Annotated in this window: 23 protein-coding genes; 14 read left to right on the top strand and 9 right to left on the bottom strand. The window is 39.4% G+C overall.

What is annotated here, in order from left to right:
* The first annotated feature begins 22 nt into the window (after nt 1–22).
* A complete protein-coding gene (locus R8G33_09115) occupies nt 23–1,135 on the top strand; it encodes a TRAP transporter substrate-binding protein (GenBank protein ID MDW3095817.1) in 1,113 nt (370 codons plus the stop codon).
* Between the two features lie 147 nt (nt 1,136–1,282).
* A complete protein-coding gene (locus R8G33_09110; GenBank protein MDW3095816.1) occupies nt 1,283–1,516 on the top strand; it encodes a hypothetical protein in 234 nt (77 codons plus the stop codon).
* A gap of 1 nt (nt 1,517) precedes the next feature.
* Here R8G33_09110 and R8G33_09105 read toward each other — a convergent pair whose 3' ends face one another.
* From R8G33_09105 to R8G33_09095, 3 genes are read right to left on the bottom strand one after another with little or no spacing between them, the layout of a single operon-like run.
* A complete protein-coding gene (locus R8G33_09105; protein MDW3095815.1) occupies nt 1,518–2,888 on the bottom strand; it encodes a TRAP transporter large permease subunit in 1,371 nt (456 codons plus the stop codon).
* Nucleotides 2,889–2,890: 2 nt separating this feature from the next.
* Nucleotides 2,891–3,397: a TRAP transporter small permease subunit gene (locus R8G33_09100; protein ID MDW3095814.1), complete on the bottom strand. Its 507-nt coding sequence runs from the start codon at nt 3,395–3,397 to the stop codon at nt 2,891–2,893.
* Between the two features lie 43 nt (nt 3,398–3,440).
* The gene (locus R8G33_09095; protein MDW3095813.1) at nt 3,441–4,163 is read right to left on the bottom strand and encodes a TIGR00730 family Rossman fold protein; all 723 of its coding nucleotides are present in this window, start codon (nt 4,161–4,163) and stop codon (nt 3,441–3,443) included.
* Between the two features lie 88 nt (nt 4,164–4,251).
* Between R8G33_09095 and polA the strand changes: the two genes are divergently transcribed.
* Together polA and R8G33_09085 are read left to right on the top strand one after the other, a co-directional pair.
* Nucleotides 4,252–6,966 carry a DNA polymerase I gene (gene polA, locus R8G33_09090; GenBank protein MDW3095812.1) on the top strand — a complete coding sequence of 905 codons (2,715 nt, stop codon included), beginning with the start codon at nt 4,252–4,254 and terminating at the stop codon, nt 6,964–6,966.
* 141 nt (nt 6,967–7,107) lie between these two features.
* On the top strand, nt 7,108–7,467 hold the full coding sequence (locus R8G33_09085; protein MDW3095811.1) for a hypothetical protein: 360 nt from the start codon (nt 7,108–7,110) through the stop codon (nt 7,465–7,467).
* A 155-nt stretch (nt 7,468–7,622) separates the two neighbouring features.
* On the opposite strand, the gene yihA is transcribed toward R8G33_09085, so the two are convergent.
* Nucleotides 7,623–8,231 (bottom strand): ribosome biogenesis GTP-binding protein YihA/YsxC, encoded by a 609-nt coding sequence (gene yihA / locus R8G33_09080; protein ID MDW3095810.1) that lies wholly within the window; start codon nt 8,229–8,231, stop codon nt 7,623–7,625.
* A gap of 120 nt (nt 8,232–8,351) precedes the next feature.
* Between yihA and R8G33_09075 the strand changes: the two genes are divergently transcribed.
* From R8G33_09075 to R8G33_09065, 3 genes are all read left to right on the top strand, one after another.
* Nucleotides 8,352–8,972, top strand: coding sequence for a c-type cytochrome (locus tag R8G33_09075; protein MDW3095809.1), 621 nt, complete (start codon nt 8,352–8,354; stop codon nt 8,970–8,972).
* A 121-nt stretch (nt 8,973–9,093) separates the two neighbouring features.
* Complete coding sequence (locus R8G33_09070; protein ID MDW3095808.1) at nt 9,094–9,738, top strand: thiol:disulfide interchange protein DsbA/DsbL; 645 nt, start codon at nt 9,094–9,096, stop codon at nt 9,736–9,738.
* 498 nt (nt 9,739–10,236) lie between these two features.
* Entirely contained in the window at nt 10,237–10,713 is a 477-nt protein-coding gene (locus R8G33_09065; GenBank protein ID MDW3095807.1) for a c-type cytochrome, read from the top strand.
* A 3-nt stretch (nt 10,714–10,716) separates the two neighbouring features.
* On the opposite strand, the gene R8G33_09060 is transcribed toward R8G33_09065, so the two are convergent.
* Both R8G33_09060 and R8G33_09055 read right to left on the bottom strand, forming a co-directional pair.
* Nucleotides 10,717–12,231, bottom strand: coding sequence for a YifB family Mg chelatase-like AAA ATPase (locus tag R8G33_09060; protein MDW3095806.1), 1,515 nt, complete (start codon nt 12,229–12,231; stop codon nt 10,717–10,719).
* Nucleotides 12,232–12,306: 75 nt separating this feature from the next.
* Nucleotides 12,307–12,549 carry an accessory factor UbiK family protein gene (locus R8G33_09055; GenBank protein MDW3095805.1) on the bottom strand — a complete coding sequence of 81 codons (243 nt, stop codon included), beginning with the start codon at nt 12,547–12,549 and terminating at the stop codon, nt 12,307–12,309.
* A 238-nt stretch (nt 12,550–12,787) separates the two neighbouring features.
* Between R8G33_09055 and R8G33_09050 the strand changes: the two genes are divergently transcribed.
* The 3 genes from R8G33_09050 (at nt 12,788) to R8G33_09040 (ending at nt 15,283) form a co-directional block, all read left to right on the top strand.
* Nucleotides 12,788–13,489, top strand: coding sequence for a TorF family putative porin (locus R8G33_09050; GenBank protein ID MDW3095804.1), 702 nt, complete (start codon nt 12,788–12,790; stop codon nt 13,487–13,489).
* A 174-nt stretch (nt 13,490–13,663) separates the two neighbouring features.
* Nucleotides 13,664–14,002 carry a P-II family nitrogen regulator gene (glnK, locus tag R8G33_09045; protein MDW3095803.1) on the top strand — a complete coding sequence of 113 codons (339 nt, stop codon included), beginning with the start codon at nt 13,664–13,666 and terminating at the stop codon, nt 14,000–14,002.
* 30 nt (nt 14,003–14,032) lie between these two features.
* Nucleotides 14,033–15,283 (top strand): ammonium transporter, encoded by a 1,251-nt coding sequence (locus R8G33_09040; GenBank protein ID MDW3095802.1) that lies wholly within the window; start codon nt 14,033–14,035, stop codon nt 15,281–15,283.
* 69 nt (nt 15,284–15,352) lie between these two features.
* Here the strand turns inward: R8G33_09040 and speE are convergent, their stop codons facing one another.
* Complete coding sequence (gene speE, locus R8G33_09035; protein ID MDW3095801.1) at nt 15,353–16,204, bottom strand: polyamine aminopropyltransferase; 852 nt, start codon at nt 16,202–16,204, stop codon at nt 15,353–15,355.
* Between the two features lie 46 nt (nt 16,205–16,250).
* Here speE and speA point away from each other — a divergent pair, with 46 nt between their 5' ends.
* Genes speA through R8G33_09020 form a run of 3 tightly spaced genes read left to right on the top strand, consistent with a single transcriptional unit; the run spans nt 16,251 to nt 19,342 of the window.
* Nucleotides 16,251–18,119 carry a biosynthetic arginine decarboxylase gene (speA, locus tag R8G33_09030; GenBank protein MDW3095800.1) on the top strand — a complete coding sequence of 623 codons (1,869 nt, stop codon included), beginning with the start codon at nt 16,251–16,253 and terminating at the stop codon, nt 18,117–18,119.
* 3 nt (nt 18,120–18,122) lie between these two features.
* Complete coding sequence (locus R8G33_09025; protein ID MDW3095799.1) at nt 18,123–19,094, top strand: hypothetical protein; 972 nt, start codon at nt 18,123–18,125, stop codon at nt 19,092–19,094.
* Between the two features lie 2 nt (nt 19,095–19,096).
* On the top strand, nt 19,097–19,342 hold the full coding sequence (locus tag R8G33_09020) for a YcgL domain-containing protein (GenBank protein ID MDW3095798.1): 246 nt from the start codon (nt 19,097–19,099) through the stop codon (nt 19,340–19,342).
* A gap of 1 nt (nt 19,343) precedes the next feature.
* Here the strand turns inward: R8G33_09020 and R8G33_09015 are convergent, their stop codons facing one another.
* Both R8G33_09015 and nadA read right to left on the bottom strand, forming a co-directional pair.
* Complete coding sequence (locus tag R8G33_09015) at nt 19,344–20,543, bottom strand: hypothetical protein (GenBank protein ID MDW3095797.1); 1,200 nt, start codon at nt 20,541–20,543, stop codon at nt 19,344–19,346.
* Between the two features lie 57 nt (nt 20,544–20,600).
* Nucleotides 20,601–21,632 (bottom strand): quinolinate synthase NadA, encoded by a 1,032-nt coding sequence (gene nadA / locus R8G33_09010; protein ID MDW3095796.1) that lies wholly within the window; start codon nt 21,630–21,632, stop codon nt 20,601–20,603.
* Nucleotides 21,633–21,914: 282 nt separating this feature from the next.
* Between nadA and R8G33_09005 the strand changes: the two genes are divergently transcribed.
* Nucleotides 21,915–22,511 carry a hypothetical protein gene (locus R8G33_09005; GenBank protein MDW3095795.1) on the top strand — a complete coding sequence of 199 codons (597 nt, stop codon included), beginning with the start codon at nt 21,915–21,917 and terminating at the stop codon, nt 22,509–22,511.
* Nucleotides 22,512–22,532: the final 21 nt, after the last annotated feature.

Raw genomic sequence — 22,532 nt, 5'->3', positions numbered from 1 at the left:
GTTTGACAGAGGTGGTGTTCTAATGATTAATAAAAATTCACGTAGAAAGTTTTTGCGATATCTTGGAGTAGGTGCGGCTAGTTTTACTGCTGCATCATGTAATGAGCAAACATCTAATCAGACAGTCGCATCTTCGACTGTAACCAGTAAAACTATAAACTGGAAGATGATTACTACCTGGCCAAAAAATTTTCCGGGTTTAGGCACAGGCGCAGAATTTTTAGCACAAACCATTAGCGAAATGTCCAATGGCCGATTAAACATCAAAGTTTATGGCGCAGGTGAAATTGTTCCTGCGCTTGAAATTTTTGATGCTGTTACTGCTGGAACTGCGGAAATGGGGCACGGTTCTGCGTATTACTGGAAAGGCAAAAATCCTGCATTGCAATTCTTTTCGACAGTTCCATTTGGCATGTCCGCCAACGAAATGAATGCCTGGCTATATCATGGTGGTGGGATGGAATTATGGCAGCGTGCATATAAGCCATTTGGTTTAGTGCCGATGGCAGCGGGAAATACCATGGTGCAAATGGGTGGCTGGTTTAATAAAGAAATAAACTCGGTAGAAGATTTGCAGGGATTAAAAATGCGTATCCCAGGATTGGGTGGCGAAGTGTTACGACTTGCTGGCGGAACGCCTGTGAATATTCCAGGAGGAGATCTATTTGTATCCCTTCAAAAAGGAGTTATTGATGCCACTGAATGGGTTGGCCCATATAATGATTTAGCATTTGGCTTACATAAAGCAGCAAAATATTATTATTCACCAGGTTGGCATGAACCGGGTACGACGCTTGAATGCTTCATTAATGAAGGAGCTTATAATAGCCTTCCAAGTGACTTACAAAGTATTGTGCAAAATGCGGCGCGAGTTGCCAATCAAAATATGATGTTGGAATACGTTGCGCGTAATAATGATGCATTAGAAACATTAGTTAATGAGCATAAAGTTGATGTACGAGAATTTCCTGCTGATGTGATTGAGAAATTACGCGCATTGTCTGAGCAAGTAGTGGCTGAAGTGGTGGGTAGCGATCCATTCGCTCGTGAGATATATGATTCTTATCAGGGCTTTTTGGCCAAGTCTAAGGCTTGGTACAATTTATCTGAACGTGCATACCTGAATATGCGTTAATTGTAAGTTATTGAATAATAATGAATAAAATAAGACTTGCGATGGTCGTAGTATAGATTAGATAAACTAAGAATTAATTTTAAGTGGCTGATATAATGCCCAAAATTTATAATAACGATAATAGAATGCCATAACACGGGAGGAATAATGGACGATATTTTTAGCAAATGGAAAGTAATGTGGGATGCGAAAGAATGGGGCACCCAAGGATTCTTTTTTGTCAGTGCTGTCATCGCACTAGTCATCATGTCCGGCCCATTGCGTGCAACCAATGAAGGCACTGCCACTAAAAAAGGTTTAACTTTTGCAATAGGGTTGGCTTACTTAATTCTAGTAATTGTTGGTTACTTCCAGTTAGTACCAAAAATATCTTCTTACTAAATTAAGAATTTAGTTTCTCAGGTAACCAAGTGGCCAACTCTGGCCACTTGGAGAGACACCCAAGCACCGCCAACTGGATCAAAATAAACGGCAACACTCCTTTGTAAATCTGTCGGGTTGTGACTAGCTTCGACGCCACTCCTCTTAAATAAAATAATGCGAATCCAAATGGAGGCGTTAAGAATGATGTTTGTAAATTAATTGCAATCATGATTCCTAACCAAACTGGATCAACACCCATCATAAGTAATATTGGTCCTACAATCGGAACTACAACAAAAGTGATTTCTATAAAGTCTAATACAAACCCAAGAATAAACATCACTAGCATTACTGTCGCCACAGCACCAAATACCCCGCCAGGAAGCTGAGTTAAAAATTCGTGTATGGCGTCATCGCCACCATATCCACGAAATACTAAAGAGAAGATAGACGCACCAATAAATATTGCAAATACCATGCAAGTGACACGAACACTGCTGCGAATAATATGTTGAATGCAGTCTAGATTTAACTGCCGATTAAATAGTGCTAACAACAATGCACCTACAGCACCTACAGAAGCTGCTTCCGTAGGTGTCGCTAAGCCCCCAATTATAGACCCTAGAACTGCTACGATTAATGCAATGGGAGGAAACAATGCGCGTATACATTGAGAGAATAAATTTGTTTGGTTGTTGCTAATTGGTGCTGCTGGCATCAATGAAGGTTTTGTTAATGCAATATAAATTAAATATAAAATGTAAAAAGTCACTAATATCATTCCTGGCACAATGGCGCCAGAAAATAAGTCACTTACTGTGACTGTGTCAGGTGAAAATATTCCTTGATCTAATTGAGCCTGTTGGTATGCAGAAGAAATCACATCTCCTAGTAGCACTAGGATGATTGAAGGGGGGATAATTTGTCCGAGTGTTCCGGAAGCACAAATAATACCGCTAGAAAGAGCTGGATCATAATTCCTTTTTAGCATAGTAGGTAATGAGAGTAATCCCATTGTGACGACAGTAGCGCCCACAATACCTGTGCTTGCGGCAAGCAACATACCAACAATGACAACTGAATACCCTAAGCCGCCTCGCAGTGAGCCAAACAATTGCGCCATAGTGTCAAGTAAATTCTCGGCAATTTTGGAGCGTTCCAATGTCACACCCATGAATACAAACAGTGGAACAGCGATCAATGTTTCATTATTCATAATGCCAAAGATACGACTTGGTAATGCATGCATTAACGAGGAATCAAAACCACTCGTGAAGTTTCCTAAAAATGCAAATGCAAGTGATACGCCCGCAAGAGTAAAAGCTACTGGATATCCTGTCATTAACACAGCAATGACAATGAGAAACATAATGAAGGCAATAATTTCCATTGCTAATCTAGTTTAGACCTAAGCGTAATGATGCTATTACATATGGTTGATATACCCTGTAATAATAGTAAAAAAGGCATTAGCGGCACTAGCGTTTTTAATATAAATATTAGTGGTAGTCCTCCAGCTTCACGTGAGCCTTCAAGTAGTTTCCATGAGTTTGTAGCATATTCCCAGCTAGATGAAATTAAATATAAACAAAAAGGTATTAGTAGAAAAAGAGTACCGAAAAGATCTGTCCATGCTTTTTGATAGATTGAGTATTTTGAATAAAAAATATCAACCCTGACATGTTCATTGTGTTTGTAAGTATATGCAATGGCAAGCATAAACACGAAGCTATGTAAATAAATGACACTTTCTTGAACAGCAATTAAGCCAAAGTTAAAGCCATAACGCATCACAACATTGAAGAATGTTATTGCTACCATGGCAATAATGAACCAGGCAACACTGCGACCAAGCCATTCGTTAATATTATTTATGAATAGCTGGATTTTTTCTAGCATCAGATATTGGAGTTAGTATTAGCTTAACACTCTGAATTGTAGATTATAGCTCGAGTAGTTTTTCTTGTTCTTCTGTGGAAGGCTCAAATGTTCTGCCTTCATAATAATCAAAAATTGCAGTAACAACTTCTGATGGGTCATCAATAACTTGCATTAAATCTAAATCCGAAGCAGATATTGTTCCATTTTTAAGTAGCGATTCTTTGAACCAATCAAGCAAGCCCACCCAGAAATCAGATTGCACAAGTATTATTGGGATCTTGCGAGACTTCCCTGTTTGTACGAGCGTTAGTATTTCAGCAAGTTCATCAAGTGTGCCAAACCCTCCGGGTAATACTACGTAGGCAGAAGCATATTTTACAAACATGACTTTCCTGGAAAAAAAATGTCTGAAGTCTAGTGAGATATCTTGAAAAGAATTTCCAGACTGTTCGTTGGGTAACATGATATTTAGTCCTACACTAGGTGACTTGCCGGCAAAAGCACCTTTGTTTGCGGCTTCCATAATTCCTGGACCGCCACCACTGACAACAGTAAAACCAGCATCAGATAATTCGCGTGAAATTTGTTCTGTCAGTTTATAGAAAGCATGATCAGTAGGTGTGCGAGCAGAACCAAATATACTTACTGATGGTGCAATTTTGGAGAGGCGTTCAAAGCCTTCAACAAACTCGGCGATAATTTGAAATATTTTCCAGCTTTCACGGGATAAAGTGCTGGATTTTCCAGGGCCCTCAAGCGGCTGTTTTTCTATTTTATTGTCCATGCTTAGATATTCAATTTTTCCCTTGCGCGAGTGTACATGATAACGTTCGATACTGCCTATTTGCGATTATGAAAGTTATTTATTACTAATGAAAAAAGATCCTTTATTACTCCTAGTTGATGGTTCCTCTTATTTATATCGAGCATTTCACGCCCTGCCTCCTTTAACTAATCATGAAGGCACGCCAACAGGTGCTGTATATGGAGTAGTACGCATGGTGCGCAAATTGATTGAAGAGGAACAACCACAAAATGCAGCGGTAATATTTGATGCAAAAGGGAAAACATTTCGTCATGAGATGTATAAGGATTACAAAGCGAATCGCCCACCGATGCCTGATGATTTGCAAGTCCAAATTGCTCCACTTTATCAATTAATTGAGGCACTGGGTATTCCGCTTTTATCAGTTCCAGATGTGGAAGCGGATGATGTAATCGGTACCTTGGCTAAAACCGCTGTATCTGAAAATTTTCGTGTGCTCATTTCTACGGGTGATAAAGATATGGCGCAATTGGTTGATGAACGCGTTAGCTTAATTAATACAATGAACGATGTTCGAATGGATGAAAAAGGTGTGGAGGAAAAGTTTGGTGTTATGCCTGCGCAAATCATTGATTACTTAGCACTGATGGGAGATAAGGCGGATAACATCCCAGGAGTGCCGGGTGTAGGACCTAAGACTGCGGTCAAGTGGTTACAACAATTTGAAACTATGCAGGGAGTGATTGACCATGCAGATGAAGTAAAAGGAAAGATTGGAGAAAAACTACGAGCAGCTGTCGATCAATTACCACTGTCGTATGGCCTGGCAACTATTAAAAATGATGTAGCACTGGATTTTGCAGTTAATAAATTACAAATTGGACCAAGAGATAATGCAACCTTAAAAAATATATATACAGAACTAAATTTTAAGACTTGGTTAAATGAGGTTGAAGAAATAGGAGAGGATAAATCACTTGATGAAAAACCCAGCCAGCTATCAGTGTCAGATAAGGTTGAATATGAGTTAATCCTTACCCATCAGCAACTGACGGCATGGATAAAAAAATTAAAAAATGCTGAGCTATTCGCGTTTGATACTGAAACAGATAATCTAGACTACATGGTTGCAAATTTAGTGGGGATGTCTTTTTCAGTGAAACCAGGGGAGGCAGCGTATTTACCGATTGCACATGATTATGAAAATGCACCCAGACAATTGTCATTAGCATTTATATTAAATCAGCTAACCGATATTTTGCAGAATCCTGATATTGCAAAGGTGGGGCACAATCTGAAATATGATCAATCTGTGCTAGCGCGCTACGATGTGCAACTGGAAGGTATTAAGCATGACACCATGTTGGAATCTTACGTTGTAAACTCCACTGCAAGCCGACATGATCTGGACACCCTATGTGAATTACACTTAGGCCATCAAAATATTAAGTTTGAAGAAGTCGCGGGGAAAGGAGCGAAACAAATTACCTTTAATAAGGTTTCCTTGGATGTTGCACTTGATTATGCCGCTGAAGACGCTGATATGTCGTTAAGATTGCATCACTTTTTTTGGCCGCAATTATCTAAGTTAGAGAAACAAACAATATTGTATCGTGATGTTGAAGTACCAATGATATCTGTCTTATCAAGACTTGAGCGTAACGGTGTGTTAATTGACGCATCACTATTGGATGTTCAAAGTAAAGAGTTGTCTTCAAAAATAAGTGAACTTGAAAAACAGGCCTATAAAATGGCTGGTGAAGAATTCAATTTGGATTCACCAAAGCAATTGCAGAAAATTTTATTTGAACAGTTGGAGCTCCCTGTTATTCGTAAAACACCTAAAGGGCAGCCATCCACTGCTGAAGATGTGTTGCAAGAGTTAGCGCATGAGTACGAATTTCCTGAGCTAATCCTCGAATATAGGTCATTGAAGAAGTTGCAAACAACCTATGTCGACAAATTACCTCAACAAATTTGCACGCTGACGGGACGAGTGCATACGTCTTATCATCAAGCAGTGGCGTCTACTGGGCGCTTATCTTCAACGGACCCTAATTTGCAAAATATACCTATTCGTACCGAAGAGGGGCGACGTGTTCGTCAAGCTTTTATATCAAGTAAAAAGAAAGTGTTGTTAGCTGCCGACTACTCGCAAATTGAATTGCGCATTATGGCGCATTTATCTGAAGACAAAAGACTAGTAGCTGCCTTTGCTGAAGAGAAAGATGTGCATACTGCTACTGCTTCAGAAGTATTTTCGGTAGACCTGAATAAGGTTACTAAAGATCAACGTCGCGCAGCTAAAGCAGTTAACTTTGGTTTGATTTATGGCATGTCTGCTTTTGGTTTAGGTAAACAATTAGGAGTGCATCGTGGTGAAGCGCAAAAATATATTGACTTATATTTCGATCGCTATCCTGGAGTTAAAAGCTACATGGATGAAATGCGAGAACTCGCTCACAAACAAGGGTTTGTTGAAACAATTTTTGGGCGTCGATTGTATTTACCTGAAATTAATTCGCGTAACGCACAGCGTCGCCAATATGCGGAACGTACCGCGATAAATGCGCCAATGCAGGGTAGTGCGGCGGATATTATTAAGCGCGCAATGATAAGTATTGATGAATGGATCAATAAACCTAAAACCCCTGCTTCGATGATCATGCAGGTGCATGATGAGCTGGTTTTTGAGATCAGGGACACATTTTTAGAAGAAGCTAAGCAACACATTATTACACATATGGTCTCCGCCGCTGATTTGAGCGTTCCCTTGGTCGTCGATGCCAATAGTGGATTGAACTGGGACGAAGCCCACTGATCGTGTTGCTAGAACCGCTAATCTAGTCTGGTCCCTAGCAGCAAAGCGGGTTCTTATAATTCTCTTCCAACAGGGCGACTCATCTACTCAGCAGAAGACTGAGATATGAGAAGGGACTCTCAACAGGACGAGGATAAGAACATGATGCGAAGAATTATTATAGTGGGGATATCACTGTTTTTTAGCACTTCTGCGTTTGCACTGGATTTGCAACGCGAAGAGTTATTAAATTTATATCATGGCGTAGAAGCTGCTGATGCAAACTCATCTCAACAATGGGTAAAGATGTCATCTGGAATAGCGCCAAGCTACCAAGGTAATGAAGAGGAAGAGATAAAATTCTCACCATTAGCTGAACCAAACACAAAAATTGGTGTATTTACAACGGAGTCTTTACATAAGGCTTTATCGGAAAATAGTGATTACGAATTTGATATCCCAGCTCAGTATGGACAAGCAGAAGATGATAGTTATGGGGTCTATATAAAGAAAAGCTTTTAAGCAAATTAATTTGAACTAAATCACATCCATAAAGTCTTAGTTACCATGTGCATTTGATGCACTAACCGCTTCCCTCCCTGAGCGGAAGGCTTGGTCTCCCCAATTCCAAGCCTGATATATTTCCCTGAAGCAATACAACTTGCTTCAGGGCTATTTTACTCAGCTTCAAACCATCGTTTAATTTTACTTGCGGCTTCATCAACACCATTGCCAGTTAAAGCTGAAAACAATTGAATGCTTGTGAGTGCGTCTTGATACTGCGACAAAATTTTATTTGCAATCTGTAATTGCTTATGTGCCTGATTTCGGCTTAATTTATCGGATTTGTTCAGTAGGATATGAACATCACACTGATGATGTACACACCAGTCGATCATCTTTTGGTCGGAGTCTTGGAAAGGGTGCCGGATATCCATCACAATTATCGTGCCTTTTAAGGCTTGCCGATGGGTAAAGTAATATTCAAGTAATTTTAACCATTGCCGTTGTTTACTATGGCTAGCTTTTGCATAACCATATCCAGGGAGGTCAGCAAGTTTGTTTAATGGCGAGACACTAAAAAAATTAATTAGCTGAGTCCGCCCGGGTGTTTTTGACGTACGCGCTAAGCTTTTTTTCTGGCATAAACGGTTAATTGCACTTGATTTGCCTGCATTTGAGCGCCCTGCAAAGGCTACTTCATGACCTTCATCAGGAGGTAAAGAGTCAGCTGATGAAGCGCTAGTGTAGAATGCAGTATTCGCTAGTTGATTTTTAAAATCCATAATATTGAGGGTTACTTTTGCGAGGCCTTATAGTTTTATGGTATACAAAGCGCCCGCACTGAGTGGTGTGAGGAACATATAGGTTGTTTAACTTAAGATTATGCACTTTGGGAAGGTCACATGAAAATTTCTATCAAATTATTAATTCTACTATTTGTATTCGGTAGTCATTCATTATATGCAGCGGGAGATGCAGAAGCTGGTAAAGCTAAGTCTGCCCCATGTGCCGCTTGTCATGGCGCAGATGGGAATAGCGTCAATCCAGCGTGGCCTAAATTAGCAGGTCAAGGTGCGCCTTATATATATACTCAACTTAAAATGTTTAAAGATGGGACACGTGAAAATGCACTAATGGCTCCACAAGCTGCTGCATTAAGCGAGCAAGATATGCACGATTTAGCTGTTTTTTATGAAGCTCAAACTGGAACACCAGGCGCGGCGGACCCAGAATTGGTCGAAATGGGTGAAGCTATATATCGAGGCGGAATAATTGATAAAGATGTCACCGCATGCACGGCTTGCCACCTTCCAAATGGTGCTGGCAATCTTCCAGCTAAATTCCCGAAATTAAGTGGTCAACATGCTGCTTATACAGAAAGCAGACTAGTAGCTTATCGTGCAATTGACCCTACGTTAGAAAAAGATATTGATCCTGCGGTATCAATTATGGTCAGTGTCACGGAGCGTCTTACTGATACTGAAATTAAAGCACTGGCTCAATACATTCAGGGATTACATTAAAATAGGCTAGTTATAGCAGAACTATCCATTATCAATAGGCTCTAAATGGTAATGTAATCAAGCATATAGATGTTTTATGTGTATAGTAAACAACCAACTGGATAGTCAAATTGGATAGATCATGATGGAAAAATTTTTAAAAATTACTGGAACATTAGTTTTATTATTTGTTGTTTCAGCGGCAATCGCAGCTGACGATCATGCACATGCCACTGCTGGTCAAGGCTATCTCCCACTGGATCCAGCAGTTCCGAGATTAGTTGAAAATGATGCACGCCATGAGGTAGTTGAGCTATTTTGGTATGGATGTTCACACTGTTTTGATTTTGAACCTTATATTAATAAATGGAAGAAGGAGAAATCAGACGATGTAAATTTTGTGCGTGTACCTGCGATATTCAACGCTCGTTGGGAACAACATGCACGTGCTTATTATGCGCTCGAGATTATGGGTAAATTAGAGCAAGGACATGAACTTTTGTTTAGCGGTATTCATGAACAAGGTCGCGGACTTCATGATCTCGACTCTATGGCAAGATATTTAGCCACTCATGATATAGATGAAGCTAAATTTAGAGAGAGTTTTGCGTCATTTGCTGTGGAAACAAAAATCAACCGTGCTAAGCAATTAATTCGTCAGTACCAAGTGACAGGTGTACCTGCAGTTATTGTCGACGGGAAATATAAAACTTCTGCATCAGATGCGGGAGGTTATTCGCAGTTGGTGGATGTGATCAACAGCCTGACAGTTCATGAAGGTGAATAACTGAATTTAATAGCTAATAACGAGATTTTTTAGAATTTGAAGGTGGAAAAGATAATCGGCTAGAGTTGTTTCGCTCGATTAAATGACCATCATTGCCATAATGTTCATTACTTTGAATAGCTGTCGCGTTAATTATCCTAAAGTAGATATACTTTGTTTTTCTGCGTATCTCTGTTCGCATTTGCTTTCACATCCTAGTGATTACAGTAAGCATACCTGTGTATTAGTGAGGTAATATTCCGCAGTTGATAGGTGTGAGATGTCTTTTGACGAACGGCGTCAAATTGACAGGCACTGCTAGTGAGGCGCCATATAGCACTCTAAATAGTCTCATTCGAGGACTAATATCTTTAGAAAGCTAGTATTGATCGATAACTAAGCAGTAATTCTAGGCAAATCAAAATTCAGAATGTGCTTGTTACTACGTGGTGATAACGACACATATGATTTATAATCGCGTCCACAAATTTTAGGCAAGTATATTGATCAGGAGTTACCTTGGAAGATAGACAGTTTACAACCATGTTCATGGCCGTATTAGTAGGCCTAGTAGGACTCACTATTGTGATTCTTGTAATATCTAATGTTTTGTACAACTCAGATTCTATGGAATCAGATTTGCGAGTTCAAAATGCTGTAGCAGAAAGAGTTAAACCGGTCGGTGAAGTACACATTGGGAGTGTTCCTGAGGGAGCAGGTCCGCAAGTTGTGGCAGCTGCACCAACACAAGTGGCAGCGGCAGATTTAAGTGGCGAGCAAGTTTATCAGCAAGTGTGTGCATCATGTCATGCAGCGGCAGTTCTCAACGCGCCTAAACCGGGTGACACGGCAGCATGGGAACCTCGCTTAGCTAAAGGTATAGACACGCTTTACGCGAATGCAATTAATGGCATTGGCGCCATGCCCGCTAAAGGAGGCCGTGTAGATATGTCTGATGATGCGATCAACGCAGCTGTCGACTTCATGATTAAGTAAATTTTAATTTTTCATTAACCTATCAAATTGACGATAAGACATTGCTTCGGCTATATGAGTTTGAGTGATGTCTTTCGCTTGTTCTAAGTCAGCTATTGTGCGTGATGTTTTTAAGATTCGATGAAACGCACGCGCGCTAATATTTAAGCGTTCTAACATCTCTAGTATTTTTTGTTTCCTGTCTTGTGGCAACTGACAAACCTGCTGCATTTGTTTGCCCTCTAGTAATGCATTAAGTTTTCCTTGTCTTTCTATTTGCAGCGCCCGTGCCAATTCGATATTTGTATGAATCAAATGCCAGTCTTGCTGGGAATCAGTGTTGGCATTAAATAATGTCCGCGTCGGTAACTTTGGGACACTCACTTGTAAATCTATTCGATCAAGTAAAGGTGCGGAAATCTTATTACGATATTTTTTTAACTGTTGGTTTGAGCATCTGCATTGTCCATATTGATTAATGTCACAACCATTGGGGCAAGGATTCATGGCTGCAATTAATTGGAAACGTGCTGGGAACTCAATTTGTGCCGAAGCTCTCGAAATAGTAATAAAACCAGTTTCAATCGGTTCGCGTAAAATTTCTAAAGCGCGTCGATCAAACTCTGTAAATTCATCTAGAAATAAAACACCATTATGCGCTAATGAAATTTCCCCAGGTTGAGGGTGCGAGCCACCTCCAGCTAAACCAATTGCTGATACAGTATGGTGTGGTGAACGAAAAGGCCGCGACTTTGGATGACGTTTTTGACCACTGACATTTGCAATTGAATATACACTACAGGTTTCTAACATCTCTGATTCATTCAGTGGTGACAATAATGATGGAAAACGATTTGCAAGCATAGATTTTCCTGACCCAGGAGAACCAATCATAAGCACATGGTGCTGTCCAGCGGCAGCTATACACAAAGCTCTTTTTGCTTGCTGCTGACCATAAATATCGCACATAGATGATTGAATAGATGATTGATTATTTGATATTACTCCGGGCTTGGTGATAATTTTTTTAATATTATTCAAATGAGCACACACATCTAGTAAATGCGAGGCGCAGAAATATGTATTATGGCTAATCGGTGTGAGTTCTTCTTTATTGTCTAAAGAGGTAATAAGTTTGCATCCAATATTTTGGCAGGCGTGCGCTGCTGGCAGAATGCCAATGGTTTTACGGAGTTCGCCACTAAGGCTAAGTTCGCCCAAAAATTCATAATCATGTAAGACGCTTTCACTGAGCTGCTTGGAGGCAACAAGCAACCCAATTGCTATTGGCAAGTCAAATCTACCACCCTGCTTGGGTAACTCAGCAGGTGCTAGATTGACCGTTATTCGGCGTGCTGGAAATTCAAAGTTAGAATTTATAATCGCCGCACGTACTCTATCTTTACTTTCTCGGACAGCAGTTTCTGGTAACCCTACGATGGTAAAATTTGGCAAACCGTTAGATAAGTGTACTTCCACAGAAACTAATGGGGCATCCATCCCTGTTTGTGCACGACTATAAATGGTCGCAATTGACATATTTCTCCTATCTACATGTCGTCAGTAGTAACTGATGACATGGCTAAAATAGCTTATAGGAAAAATATACGTGGTTTAATTATCTTCGAGTAGAGCTATGCGTTGTTCTAGTTGCTCTAAGCGTTGACGTGTGCGTTTAAGGACTTCCGCTTGTACTTCGTACTCTTCTCTAGAGACCATATCCAGCTTTTGTAGCATGCCTTCTAAAATTAACTTTAACTTTTGTTCGCCAGTATTTTTGAAATCACTTATATCTGCTGGCAAAAGTTCTTTCAATTTGGAAATGGTTTCATCTAGGTGCTGTGGATTGATTTTCATAAAGGCAAATTAGTAGAAAACTACGCGCAAGTCTAGTTCAGAACAATTCCATACTTGAACGCACCAAAATAAGGCAAATAAGCTCTATATTGGTGCTGCTCAGTGTTCAAATAAGTGCGTAAAAGCGTTGAATTATTATAACTCATTGAATTTAAAATTATTATTTCGGTGGCATGAGATGTGCTTTGTTAGTCTCAAGTAAGATTACAGAAATAATTTTCAACGGAGAAATAATAAAATGAACAAAAAAATTACTAGCTTATTAGGGAGCGCAGCAGTTGCATCATCAATCTTAGTCGCACCAGCAACCTCTATTGCTGATGACGCTATTGTGACTGGAAATGCAGGAATATTATCTGACTATATCTTCCGCGGTATCTTCCAAGATACTGGTGTTGGTAATGGCGGACTAGATCTTGAGTATATGGGATTTTATGCAGGTACGTGGGTCGCTGATGTTGGTACAGGCATTGAGTATGACCTATATGCTGGATACGTCTATGAGTTTGAAAGCGGCTTTTATTTAGGAGCTGGCTATACGACTTATCAATATTCAGACAATTTTGATTCTGAGTACAACGAAGTAAATCTATACACAGGTGGTTCAGCGGGCGATGTTAGCTTTGATTTTGAGTACACGATTGGTGAGTACAACTCGGATTTCCTAGATAAAAATGGAATGATCGAAGGTGAAGACTATACCTTCATGGCTGGAACCATTGGATATAACGGAGCTTATCTAACTTATGGTGACTTTGGCGACGACGCAGATGACGCGTTAGGTAATTATGTTGAACTTGGATATTCCATGGAGCTTGGAGGATTCGAGGTGACAGGAGCACTAGTTCATACGATGGATCTTAATGATGGCAGTGTTGATGGCGATGATGAAGAAACAGAAGCTTATGTATCTATAAGCTGGGGATTTGATGTCATCTAATTAGTACAGATCTCAAAGCAATCGCAGTTAAGACTCGCTGAGTCTTAACTGCATGCAGGAAGTTTCAGTAAGAACGTAGATTTTTATTGGTTTAAAAATTTCAGGCCCTACAACTTTGAGACATAAATATAGAGAGTGAATCTCTAATAATTGAAAACAAGTGGGAGAAAACCAATGAAGCTGATAACAGCAATTATTAAACCATTTAAATTAGATGACGTAAGAGAGTCGTTATCTGAAATTGGTGTAACAGGCATTACTGCGACAGAAGTCAAAGGTTTTGGGAGACAGAAAGGTCACACAGAACTTTACCGAGGCGCAGAATACGTTGTCGATTTTTTACCAAAAATAAAATTGGAAATCGCAATTGACGACGAACTGCTTCAATCTGCATTAGACGCAATTACCAAGGCTGCAAATACTGGGAAAATTGGTGATGGCAAAATCTTTGTATCTGAACTTGCTGAAGTGATTCGAATTAGAACTGGCGAGTCAGGTGCAGCAGCTCTATAAAAATAACACCTATTAAATTAGGAGGGAATTGTGGAAAATCAAGTAATAGAATTAGCTTACGCTCTAGATACGTTTTATTTTCTAGTATTGGGCGCTTTTGTAATGTGGATGGCAGCCGGGTTTGCCATGCTAGAAGCAGGATTGGTACGATCTAAAAGTACCGTCGAAATTTTAACAAAGAATATTGCGTTATATTCTGTCGCATGTACGATGTTCATGCTAATGGGGTACAACATAATGTACAGCGGCACCGATAGCACTTGGTGGCCATTTGTTCTGGACCTTTTAGGTAGTGAAGATAATTCAGCTGCAGATGTGATCGCAAGCGGTGGTGATACTTATTACTCTGCAGTATCAGACTTCTTTTTCCAAGTAGTCTTTGTTGCAGCGACAATGTCTATAGTATCTGGAGCAGTAGCAGAGAGAATGAAGTTATGGTCATTCTTAGTGTTTGCTATCTTCATGACTGGCTTCATCTACCCTGTTCAAGGATTTTGGAAATGGGGCGGTGGCTTCTTAGATGCTGCAGGGTTCTTAGATTTTGCGGGATCCGGTGTCGTGCATATGTGTGGCGCAACTGCTGCATTGGCAGGCGTAATACTTCTTGGTGCGCGTAAAGGCAGATATAGCTCTGATGGTAAAGCAGTAGCTATGCCAGGCGCTAATATGCCAATTGCAACATTAGGAACATTTATTCTTTGGATGGGTTGGTTTGGATTCAATGGTGGATCAGAGCTAATGGTCTCAAATGTTGGAGAAGCTAATGCAGTCGCACTTGTATTTGTAAATACTAATGCAGCAGCGGCAGGTGGTGTAATTGCAGCATTGATAACGGCTAAGTTAATGTTTGGTAAAGCTGATCTTTCGATGACACTTAATGGCGCACTTGCTGGATTGGTGTCAATTACTGCAGAACCATTAACACCAACTCCATTGTTAGCAACAATAATTGGTGCTATCGGTGGAATCATTGTTGTATTCAGCATTGTTACACTCGATAAGTTCAAGCTAGATGATCCTGTTGGCGCTATATCAGTTCATGGTACAGCTGGCGTATGGGGATTAATTGCTGTTGTCTTTTCTAATAGTGATGCGAATATTGGCACTCAGTTATATGGTGCATTAGTAATATTTGCATGGACGTTCATTGTCTCATTAATCGTATGGTTCATTATTAAGCTAATAATGGGAATACGTGTGAGTGATGAAGATGAAATGGAAGGAGTTGATATCGCAGAATGCGGTATGGAAGCCTACCCAGAATTTGTAAATCCAAAATAAATAGTAATACTCCTGGTATTTAAGTGTGCCAACCTTGAGCGCCCCTTGCAGTTGCAATGGGCGCTTTTTTTATGATTTTAAAAAAGATGGTACTGCAAATGCTCCCAAGTGAATATCATAGTTGTAGTACTTTGTGTCAAAACTTAGATTGCTAGCGTCGATATCTCGAATCAGATGAATATCATTCTTCGCTGCCATTGTCGCTGACCACCAGCCAGTGGGATAAACAGGTTGCGGGAAAAATAAGGATTTTGTTTGATTGAACTTAGCAGCGTGCATTTCATTGTGCATAGGTGAAGTAATTGTTTCCCAGTTTACTAGCGGCGCCCCACTTTGTTGAATCACGAGTCCATTATCACGAAGGACTGACCAGCAATTCTCGTAAAATTCTTTTTGAAATAGACCTATCGCAGGACCTATTGGATCTGTGCTATCAACAATAATTATGTCTAAGCTATTACTAGGTGCGTTATGCATCCATTCGATAGCATCACAAAACTCAAAATGAGTACGCGGGTCATCATTAGAAGTGCATAGTTCCGGAAAATATTCTTCGGATATCCGTGTTACACGCTCGTCAATTTCAATCTGGGTAATTCTTTCTACGCAACTATGCTTGGCAACTTGCTGAAGTGTGCCACAATCACCACCTCCCACAATAGCCACATGCCTGGGTTTTGCATGACTAAATAGCGCGGGATGACTTATCATTTCGTGATACAGAAAATTGTCACGAGTAGTTAGCATAATAAACCCATCAAGCACCATGAGCTTGCCGAAGGTTTTAGTTTGGTATATTTCTATGTTTTGGTAGGTAGATTTTTCTTGATGAAGTAAATTAGTTGTTTCTAACGAGAAGGCACTTCCAACTTCTTTAGAGTATTCAGTAAACCAAGTAGAATCTGTATTTTGAATTTTCATAAGCTTTATTACAAAAAGTTTTACTAATTAAATTGCATTAATAATTATGGCCAATACACTTAATGAAGCTTGGACACTTAAACGAGCGCGGGAATTTTACAATATTCCAGTCTGGAGTGAAGGTTATTTTGATGTCAATCAGCACGGCCACATTGTCGCTAAGCCGGACGAATCAACTGAAATTGATTTAGTAGAGGTAAGTAAAGAAATTCGTGCACGAGAGCTCTCATTGCCTGCACTAATTAGATTTCCTCAAATTTTACAGGCACGTGTTTTAGAAATAGATAATGCTTTTATAAAGTCCGCAAAGGCTGCTAGCTGTAGCCTGAAACATATTCCTTACTACCCGATTAAAGTCAACCAACAGCGTACTGTGATTGAGACAATACTATCTAGTAAAGTTGAAAATATAGGGCTAGAAGTCGGTAGTAAAACAGAATTACTGGTTGCTTTAGGCTTGTTGGATTTAAAACAGGGCAAGCTGATCTGTAACGGCTATAAAGATAGAGCCTATATTCGGATTGCTTTATATGCTCAGCAAATGGGTGTTGATGTATTCTTAGTGATTGAAAATTTGTCGGAATTAGACATTATCAGGCAAGAAAGCCTAAACATTGAAGTGATTCCTAAACTGGGCATGCGTGTAAGAACGTGTAGTGTTGCAAACGGAAAGTGGCAAAATTCAGGAGGGCTCAATGCAAAATTTGGCTTGGATGCTAGAGACATTCTTATTTGTTTAGATAAGCTTATTCAATGGAGATATGAAAGCTGGTTGCATTTGTTGCACTTCCACATGGGCTCGCAGATCTCTAATCTTGAAGAGTTTAAAGTTGGTCTGAGTGAAGCTATGCGAATATATTCAGCACTAGTAGAGCGTGGATTTGCACTAAAATTTATAGATGTTGGTGGCGGTCTAGCGGTTGACTATGCATCCAAGAGTGATGTTAGTTATTTCTCAAGAGCATATTCAATACAGGATTATGCGAATACAGTTGTGAATACAATTAATGATTTTTGTAAGCGCAAAGATCTACCTATACCTGACGTTGTAACAGAAAATGGTCGTGCTATTACTGCGCATCATGCCTTGTTAATTACAAATGTGCTGGAAGTAGAGGATCATGATGATAAGCACCATGATAGTGAAACTGATCTGAGGGACAGTGAATTATATGAGTTAGGTAAGCAGCTTCTCAGTTCAATTAGGGATAATCAAAGTATTTCTCAACATCTTATTATTAGTTTTGAAAAGTTAGTTAATGATAAATTTCATCGTGGTGAAATTGACCTGCAACAACGTGCGATTGCTGAAGCAATTTTGCGACAATGCGATACAAGAGTTAAAGGATTTCAAACAAACGTAGATAAATATTATTGTAATTTTTCTATATTCCAATCTATGCCAGATGTTTGGGGTTTAGATCAGATATTTCCAATAGCGCCGTTAGCGAGATTAAATGAACAGCCTTTGAAGCAAACTCGCTTGCATGACCTAACATGTGATTCAGATGGGCAAATATCTCAGTACGCAGTGGACGGTGAGTTAAAAGACCATTTATCACTGCATAAGCCTGATAGTAAGGACTACCTACTTGGCTTCTTCCTATTAGGGGCTTATCAAGAGGTATTGGGAGATAGGCATAATCTATTTGGAGATTCTCATGCGTTAAATGTCGAGCAATACCAGCAACAGCTTGAAGTCACTGAGCTTGAGATAGGTGACTGCGTTAATGAAATGCTCAATAGTATACATATCAAAGGGCAGCAGATTATTGATCGATGCAAGCTACGCCTTGGGCAGATGGGGGCAGATTCTGCACCGACTAGTGGGATGATTGATGAGATAAATAATGCATTGTTTGGGTATACTTACCTTGATTCAATTGATCGGCCGACACATAGGATAAAAAGGTAAAACATGCTTGAAATGGGTCTATTTTGGTTGGGGGTAGCGCTAGTTATAGCAGCAATAGTTATGCTGTTTTTAGACTCATTCCAATCAAAAAAAATATGGGCGGTCATTAGCCTGCTAATATTATTTCCACTTTTAATTCATATTATTACGCATTGGTCATCGCTTAATGTTAGGAAGGCGTTATATATCCTTATTGTAGGTATTCTTGGGATAGCGGTGAGCATTTCTGGTGGCGCTCTATCACACTTATCATTTTTACCAGATCATGAGGTTGTAAAAGTAATTGAGGATAAAATCGCTCCGCCTGAGGATACTCCGTTACCAAATCAACAACAGGCCGATGATGCCTCACTTGAAGTCGAAGAAAACTACGATCCTTTGTTGACTGGGAGTGAGTACGAACAGTTAGAAATCAAAGAAATTGTTCCTGAAGAGATTAATCAAGTTGCGCGTAAAACCCCACCAGCTGCTCGATATCAGGTGATTGAAGAATCGCAGCGTGTCCATGCTATTAATAAACGGGTACGCGTTATTATGGCAGATGGCGCGACAATAGAAGGGATACTCACTGAGATTATTGATGAAAGCGTAATAATTGAGTCAGAAGTTAATGGTGGTAGCCTTGGCTTAAGTTATAAAAATGATCAAATTCAATCAATGGCTGTGAGATTACTCGAAGGTGAACAATTGGTACCACCTGTTGAAGAAGATGTAGTTGGTGAATCTAATTCAGAAAAACAAGCTACTAGTGCGACATCAGATCACTTTGAAGGATTAGAAGAATTGCCACGGCAGCCAATGGATACACAAGAAACTGAAGCCATTGTCCCTAAAGATGTGCAGCAACCTATATCTCAACCTAAAAATCAAGATTCAGAGGTTGAACCAGAGTTAGAAATTAATAGTGGAGCATTGGAAAAAGTTGAAGAAATAGTTGGAGATACTAAGTTACTAGATAGTGTTGACGGACAATAATCATGCAGTGCTCAATTTATCGCAGTGAAAAAAAAATGGACACCTATCTTTACATTATAGAAGAAAATAATTTAAACCAATTGCCAGAAGGACTAGATAAGCTTCTGGGGCGTTTAGAATTTGTTATGGAGCTTGATTTGGAAAAGATTAAACGATTAGAGAACGCTGATTTAGATGAAGTTAAGCAACGTCTTACTGAAGCTGGTTTTTATTTGCAATTACCTCGAGATTTACATATATCTGTTTGAGTTAAAGTATTCCTCGCGTCGCACGTTTCAATTCAGCTAAAATTTCTTTCTGTAAATTATCAAGTTCCGCGATTTTATTTTCAGCAGCACCACTTAACCAAGCAGTCTTTTCATTCTTCTTCTTCGTGAAGTAGTCCAGAATAAATTGTTCAGACATTAGCATGTAACGAATAGCTTGTTCTGGGTCAACTTGTATAAAAGGGTTTTGAGCGATTTGAATAGCAGATTCTTCTTGCCCTTTGCAGAAGCGATTTAGTAGGTAATATAATGAAATGCGTGCAGTACGCAGTGATTTTGCAACACGTACTTGAGAGCGCTCATTTAAGCTAGCGTCAACAATAGTATCTAACCATAATATCAAGTCATTTTCGGAGATAACAATTTCACTTTGATTGATTTCATTGATGAGTTCTTGAATTCTATTCTGGACAATTTCTTCTTCAGCAAGAGTACTTTTACGCTTAATTGTACGATTCCACAGTCCCTTGGTTTTTTCTAACTCCTCTCTAAGGATAGTTAGCTCTTCCTTGCTTTCGCTAGAGGTTTTTTCATGTGCTTCAATATTTTTTTTCTTTTCTGAGATTATTTTAGATAATAACTTCAAGCGTAGAATGTAGTACTCACCTAAGGTATTTTCTGTCACTGTGACAGCGGTTTTAATGCGTTTAATTAATGCCTCAAACCTATTTGTATCTTGTTCTGAGTTAGGTTTTACCGCGCACAATGTATCTATTGTTGATGTCATTGAGTAGCTTTCGCTACGGACATCTATTAATAAATTATTTATTGATGACAGCTGGGCAACCAGACTTTGTTCGGGAATAGCTTTGTCTTCTTTTTTCGAGACTTGTAATAATTCGATTAAAGTTAGAATTTTATTTTTAAAAACTCTCAAGGTATTTGATGTACAGCTTGTTTTGGCTTTATCCATTGCTGCGACAATTTCTTCACCATAATTTTCGACATCAGCAATACGTTTTTTTAAATGTACCGAGTTAATAGTCATTAACAAATCTTCTACAGCAGCACGTGAGGCTGCAGGAGCTTGTTCAGCCACGTCCGCTGGAATATTTGTGGGAATAATGTCTAAAGGCAATTGAGCAATTTTGGCAGGTGATAATTTTTTAATTAAGCCAATAAATTGTTGTAATGTGAGCGGTTGTCTTTCGCCGATGAGTGTAGGTGCGTTAACTACTGCCATGAAAAATCCCTGCTATAGATGGTCTTACAGGGGAAGCTGTTAAACAGCGCTGAAATATTATTTATTATAGTTTCGGGCGAAGTCGAGCATACGCATCGTAGAGCGATACGCTGCTTTACGGGTATCTTCGTCAACAAATATTTCATTTTCACCTGTTTCTAATACATTTAATAAATTATGTAACCCATTCATTGCCATCCATGGACAATGAGCGCAACTTTTACAGGTGGCACCTTCGCCGGCAGTGGGTGCTTCGATAAATGTTTTATTCGGAGCTAACTGCTTCATTTTGTAAAAAATGCGGTTATCTGTAGCTACGATAAACGATTTGTTCTCTAGAGTCTGGCTAGCTTTGATCAGAGCGCTTGTTGAGCCGACGACATCGGCCATTTCAATGACGTCCTGTGGTGATTCAGGATGCACTAAAACAGCAGCATCTGGATATTGTTCAATAACATCACCCAAAGCACGCGCCTTGAACTCTTCATGGACTATGCACGAACCATCCCAAAGTAACATATCGGCACCTGTTACTTTTTGTAAATAACGACCTAGATGCTTATCAGGTGCCCAAAGGATCTTCTCATCCTGATCCATCAAATGGGAAATTATTGGAACAGCAATACTTGAAGTCACAACCCAGTCTGCGCGCGCTTTTACGGCCGCACTGGTGTTTGCATAGACGACTGAAGTTCGATCAGAGTGTTGATTGCAAAAGTCATTGAATTGATCAGCTGGGCAGCTCAAATCCAGGGAGCAAGTTGCTTCTAGTGTGGGCATTAAAACACGTTTTTCAGGTGTTAAAATCTTTGCTGTTTCACCCATAAACTTAACCCCAGCTACAATTAATGTAGAGGCTGGATGTTCATTGCCAAATCGTGCCATTTCAAGTGAATCTGCAACAGTACCGCCAGTATCTTCTGCGATCTCCTGTAAGTCTTCGTGTGTGTAATAGTGCGCCACTAAGACAGCATTTTGCTTGATCAGTAAATCTTTAATTCGATCTATTAGCTCAGCGCGTTTCAGGCCCTGAAATTTAGGTATCTGAGCTTGTATTTCTGCTGTAACGGGATAATTTTCTAACGGCATAATCTAATAATTGGGTTAATTAAGGTCGAATATAATACACATTTAGGGATAGTCAGCACATAAAATGCACTAATTTAGTGCATTTTATGTGCTTACATGAATGAGTGCTTGTCGATTAAGCAAAGTTATTATTGAACAGATTAAAAAGGTGAAGACAAAGAAGCGCATTATAAATAAGTTAGTTTCACTTATAATTATAGACATCAAAATTAATCAAATAATTTAAGGGTACAAGTCTAGATGAAATTAATTTACGTAATTATATTTTTAATGATTAGCAGCATGACCACTTTTGTCCAAGCGAATGAGAATGAAGAGTTTTATGGAAAAGTAAGGGCCAGTGGCGTGGTCAACGATGACGAGTCTATCCTTCTATCGAGTAATGTTTATTATTATCCTAATAAAAAAGGCCATGGACTTTTTTCTGGTGGAAAAGGTAGAGAGAAAGGGCATATTGTTTTTACAGAAAACGGATTTTCGGTTATCTCATGGAGTAGGAGAGATAAAACTTATGAAGTGTTACATAGCGAAAATTACTCTGAGTTAGCATCAACCGATGTTTCCGGCAATTCACCAATGGTTCGTCTGGTCACTGAAAGTAAAACGACAGGGAAGTACAATAGTTTTGAGTTAATGGATTCGCGTAATGCGTTAACTCCTAATGTAAATAAAACTAAAGAGGCGCGCAAGCTAGTTACTGCAGGAATTCAAGGCCTGGATGTGAAAGAGATTGCTACTGTAAAAGATTTATCATCGGTTGAAGTCGCCATGCAAAAACAAAAAATGGATGCATTAGAAGAAAGAATCCAGCGTCTTGAAAATGCTAATACTCCAAGTCAGTCGGTAGAGTCTGAGTGTGATTGTAAGTGTGACAAATAATTAGACGGAAGCGGAGTATAG

The sequence above is a fragment of the Gammaproteobacteria bacterium genome, from assembly GCA_033344735.1.
Classification (GTDB): Bacteria; Pseudomonadota; Gammaproteobacteria; order UBA4575; family UBA4575; genus UBA1858.
This window is presented reverse-complemented; position numbering and strand designations above follow the sequence as displayed.

Coding starts and splice junctions, on each gene's coding strand:
- R8G33_09115 (MDW3095817.1), top strand. CDS start 23: ATGATTAATAAAAATTCACGTAGAAAGTTTTTGCGATATCTTGGAGTA.
- R8G33_09110 (MDW3095816.1), top strand. CDS start 1,283: ATGGACGATATTTTTAGCAAATGGAAAGTAATGTGGGATGCGAAAGAA.
- R8G33_09105 (MDW3095815.1), bottom strand. CDS start 2,888: ATGGAAATTATTGCCTTCATTATGTTTCTCATTGTCATTGCTGTGTTA.
- R8G33_09100 (MDW3095814.1), bottom strand. CDS start 3,397: ATGCTAGAAAAAATCCAGCTATTCATAAATAATATTAACGAATGGCTT.
- R8G33_09095 (MDW3095813.1), bottom strand. CDS start 4,163: ATGGACAATAAAATAGAAAAACAGCCGCTTGAGGGCCCTGGAAAATCC.
- polA (MDW3095812.1), top strand. CDS start 4,252: ATGAAAAAAGATCCTTTATTACTCCTAGTTGATGGTTCCTCTTATTTA.
- R8G33_09085 (MDW3095811.1), top strand. CDS start 7,108: ATGATGCGAAGAATTATTATAGTGGGGATATCACTGTTTTTTAGCACT.
- yihA (MDW3095810.1), bottom strand. CDS start 8,231: ATGGATTTTAAAAATCAACTAGCGAATACTGCATTCTACACTAGCGCT.
- R8G33_09075 (MDW3095809.1), top strand. CDS start 8,352: ATGAAAATTTCTATCAAATTATTAATTCTACTATTTGTATTCGGTAGT.
- R8G33_09070 (MDW3095808.1), top strand. CDS start 9,094: ATGATGGAAAAATTTTTAAAAATTACTGGAACATTAGTTTTATTATTT.
- R8G33_09060 (MDW3095806.1), bottom strand. CDS start 12,231: ATGTCAATTGCGACCATTTATAGTCGTGCACAAACAGGGATGGATGCC.
- R8G33_09055 (MDW3095805.1), bottom strand. CDS start 12,549: ATGAAAATCAATCCACAGCACCTAGATGAAACCATTTCCAAATTGAAA.
- R8G33_09050 (MDW3095804.1), top strand. CDS start 12,788: ATGAACAAAAAAATTACTAGCTTATTAGGGAGCGCAGCAGTTGCATCA.
- glnK (MDW3095803.1), top strand. CDS start 13,664: ATGAAGCTGATAACAGCAATTATTAAACCATTTAAATTAGATGACGTA.
- speE (MDW3095801.1), bottom strand. CDS start 16,204: ATGAAAATTCAAAATACAGATTCTACTTGGTTTACTGAATACTCTAAA.
- speA (MDW3095800.1), top strand. CDS start 16,251: ATGGCCAATACACTTAATGAAGCTTGGACACTTAAACGAGCGCGGGAA.
- R8G33_09025 (MDW3095799.1), top strand. CDS start 18,123: ATGCTTGAAATGGGTCTATTTTGGTTGGGGGTAGCGCTAGTTATAGCA.
- R8G33_09020 (MDW3095798.1), top strand. CDS start 19,097: ATGCAGTGCTCAATTTATCGCAGTGAAAAAAAAATGGACACCTATCTT.
- R8G33_09015 (MDW3095797.1), bottom strand. CDS start 20,543: ATGGCAGTAGTTAACGCACCTACACTCATCGGCGAAAGACAACCGCTC.
- nadA (MDW3095796.1), bottom strand. CDS start 21,632: ATGCCGTTAGAAAATTATCCCGTTACAGCAGAAATACAAGCTCAGATA.
- R8G33_09005 (MDW3095795.1), top strand. CDS start 21,915: ATGACCACTTTTGTCCAAGCGAATGAGAATGAAGAGTTTTATGGAAAA.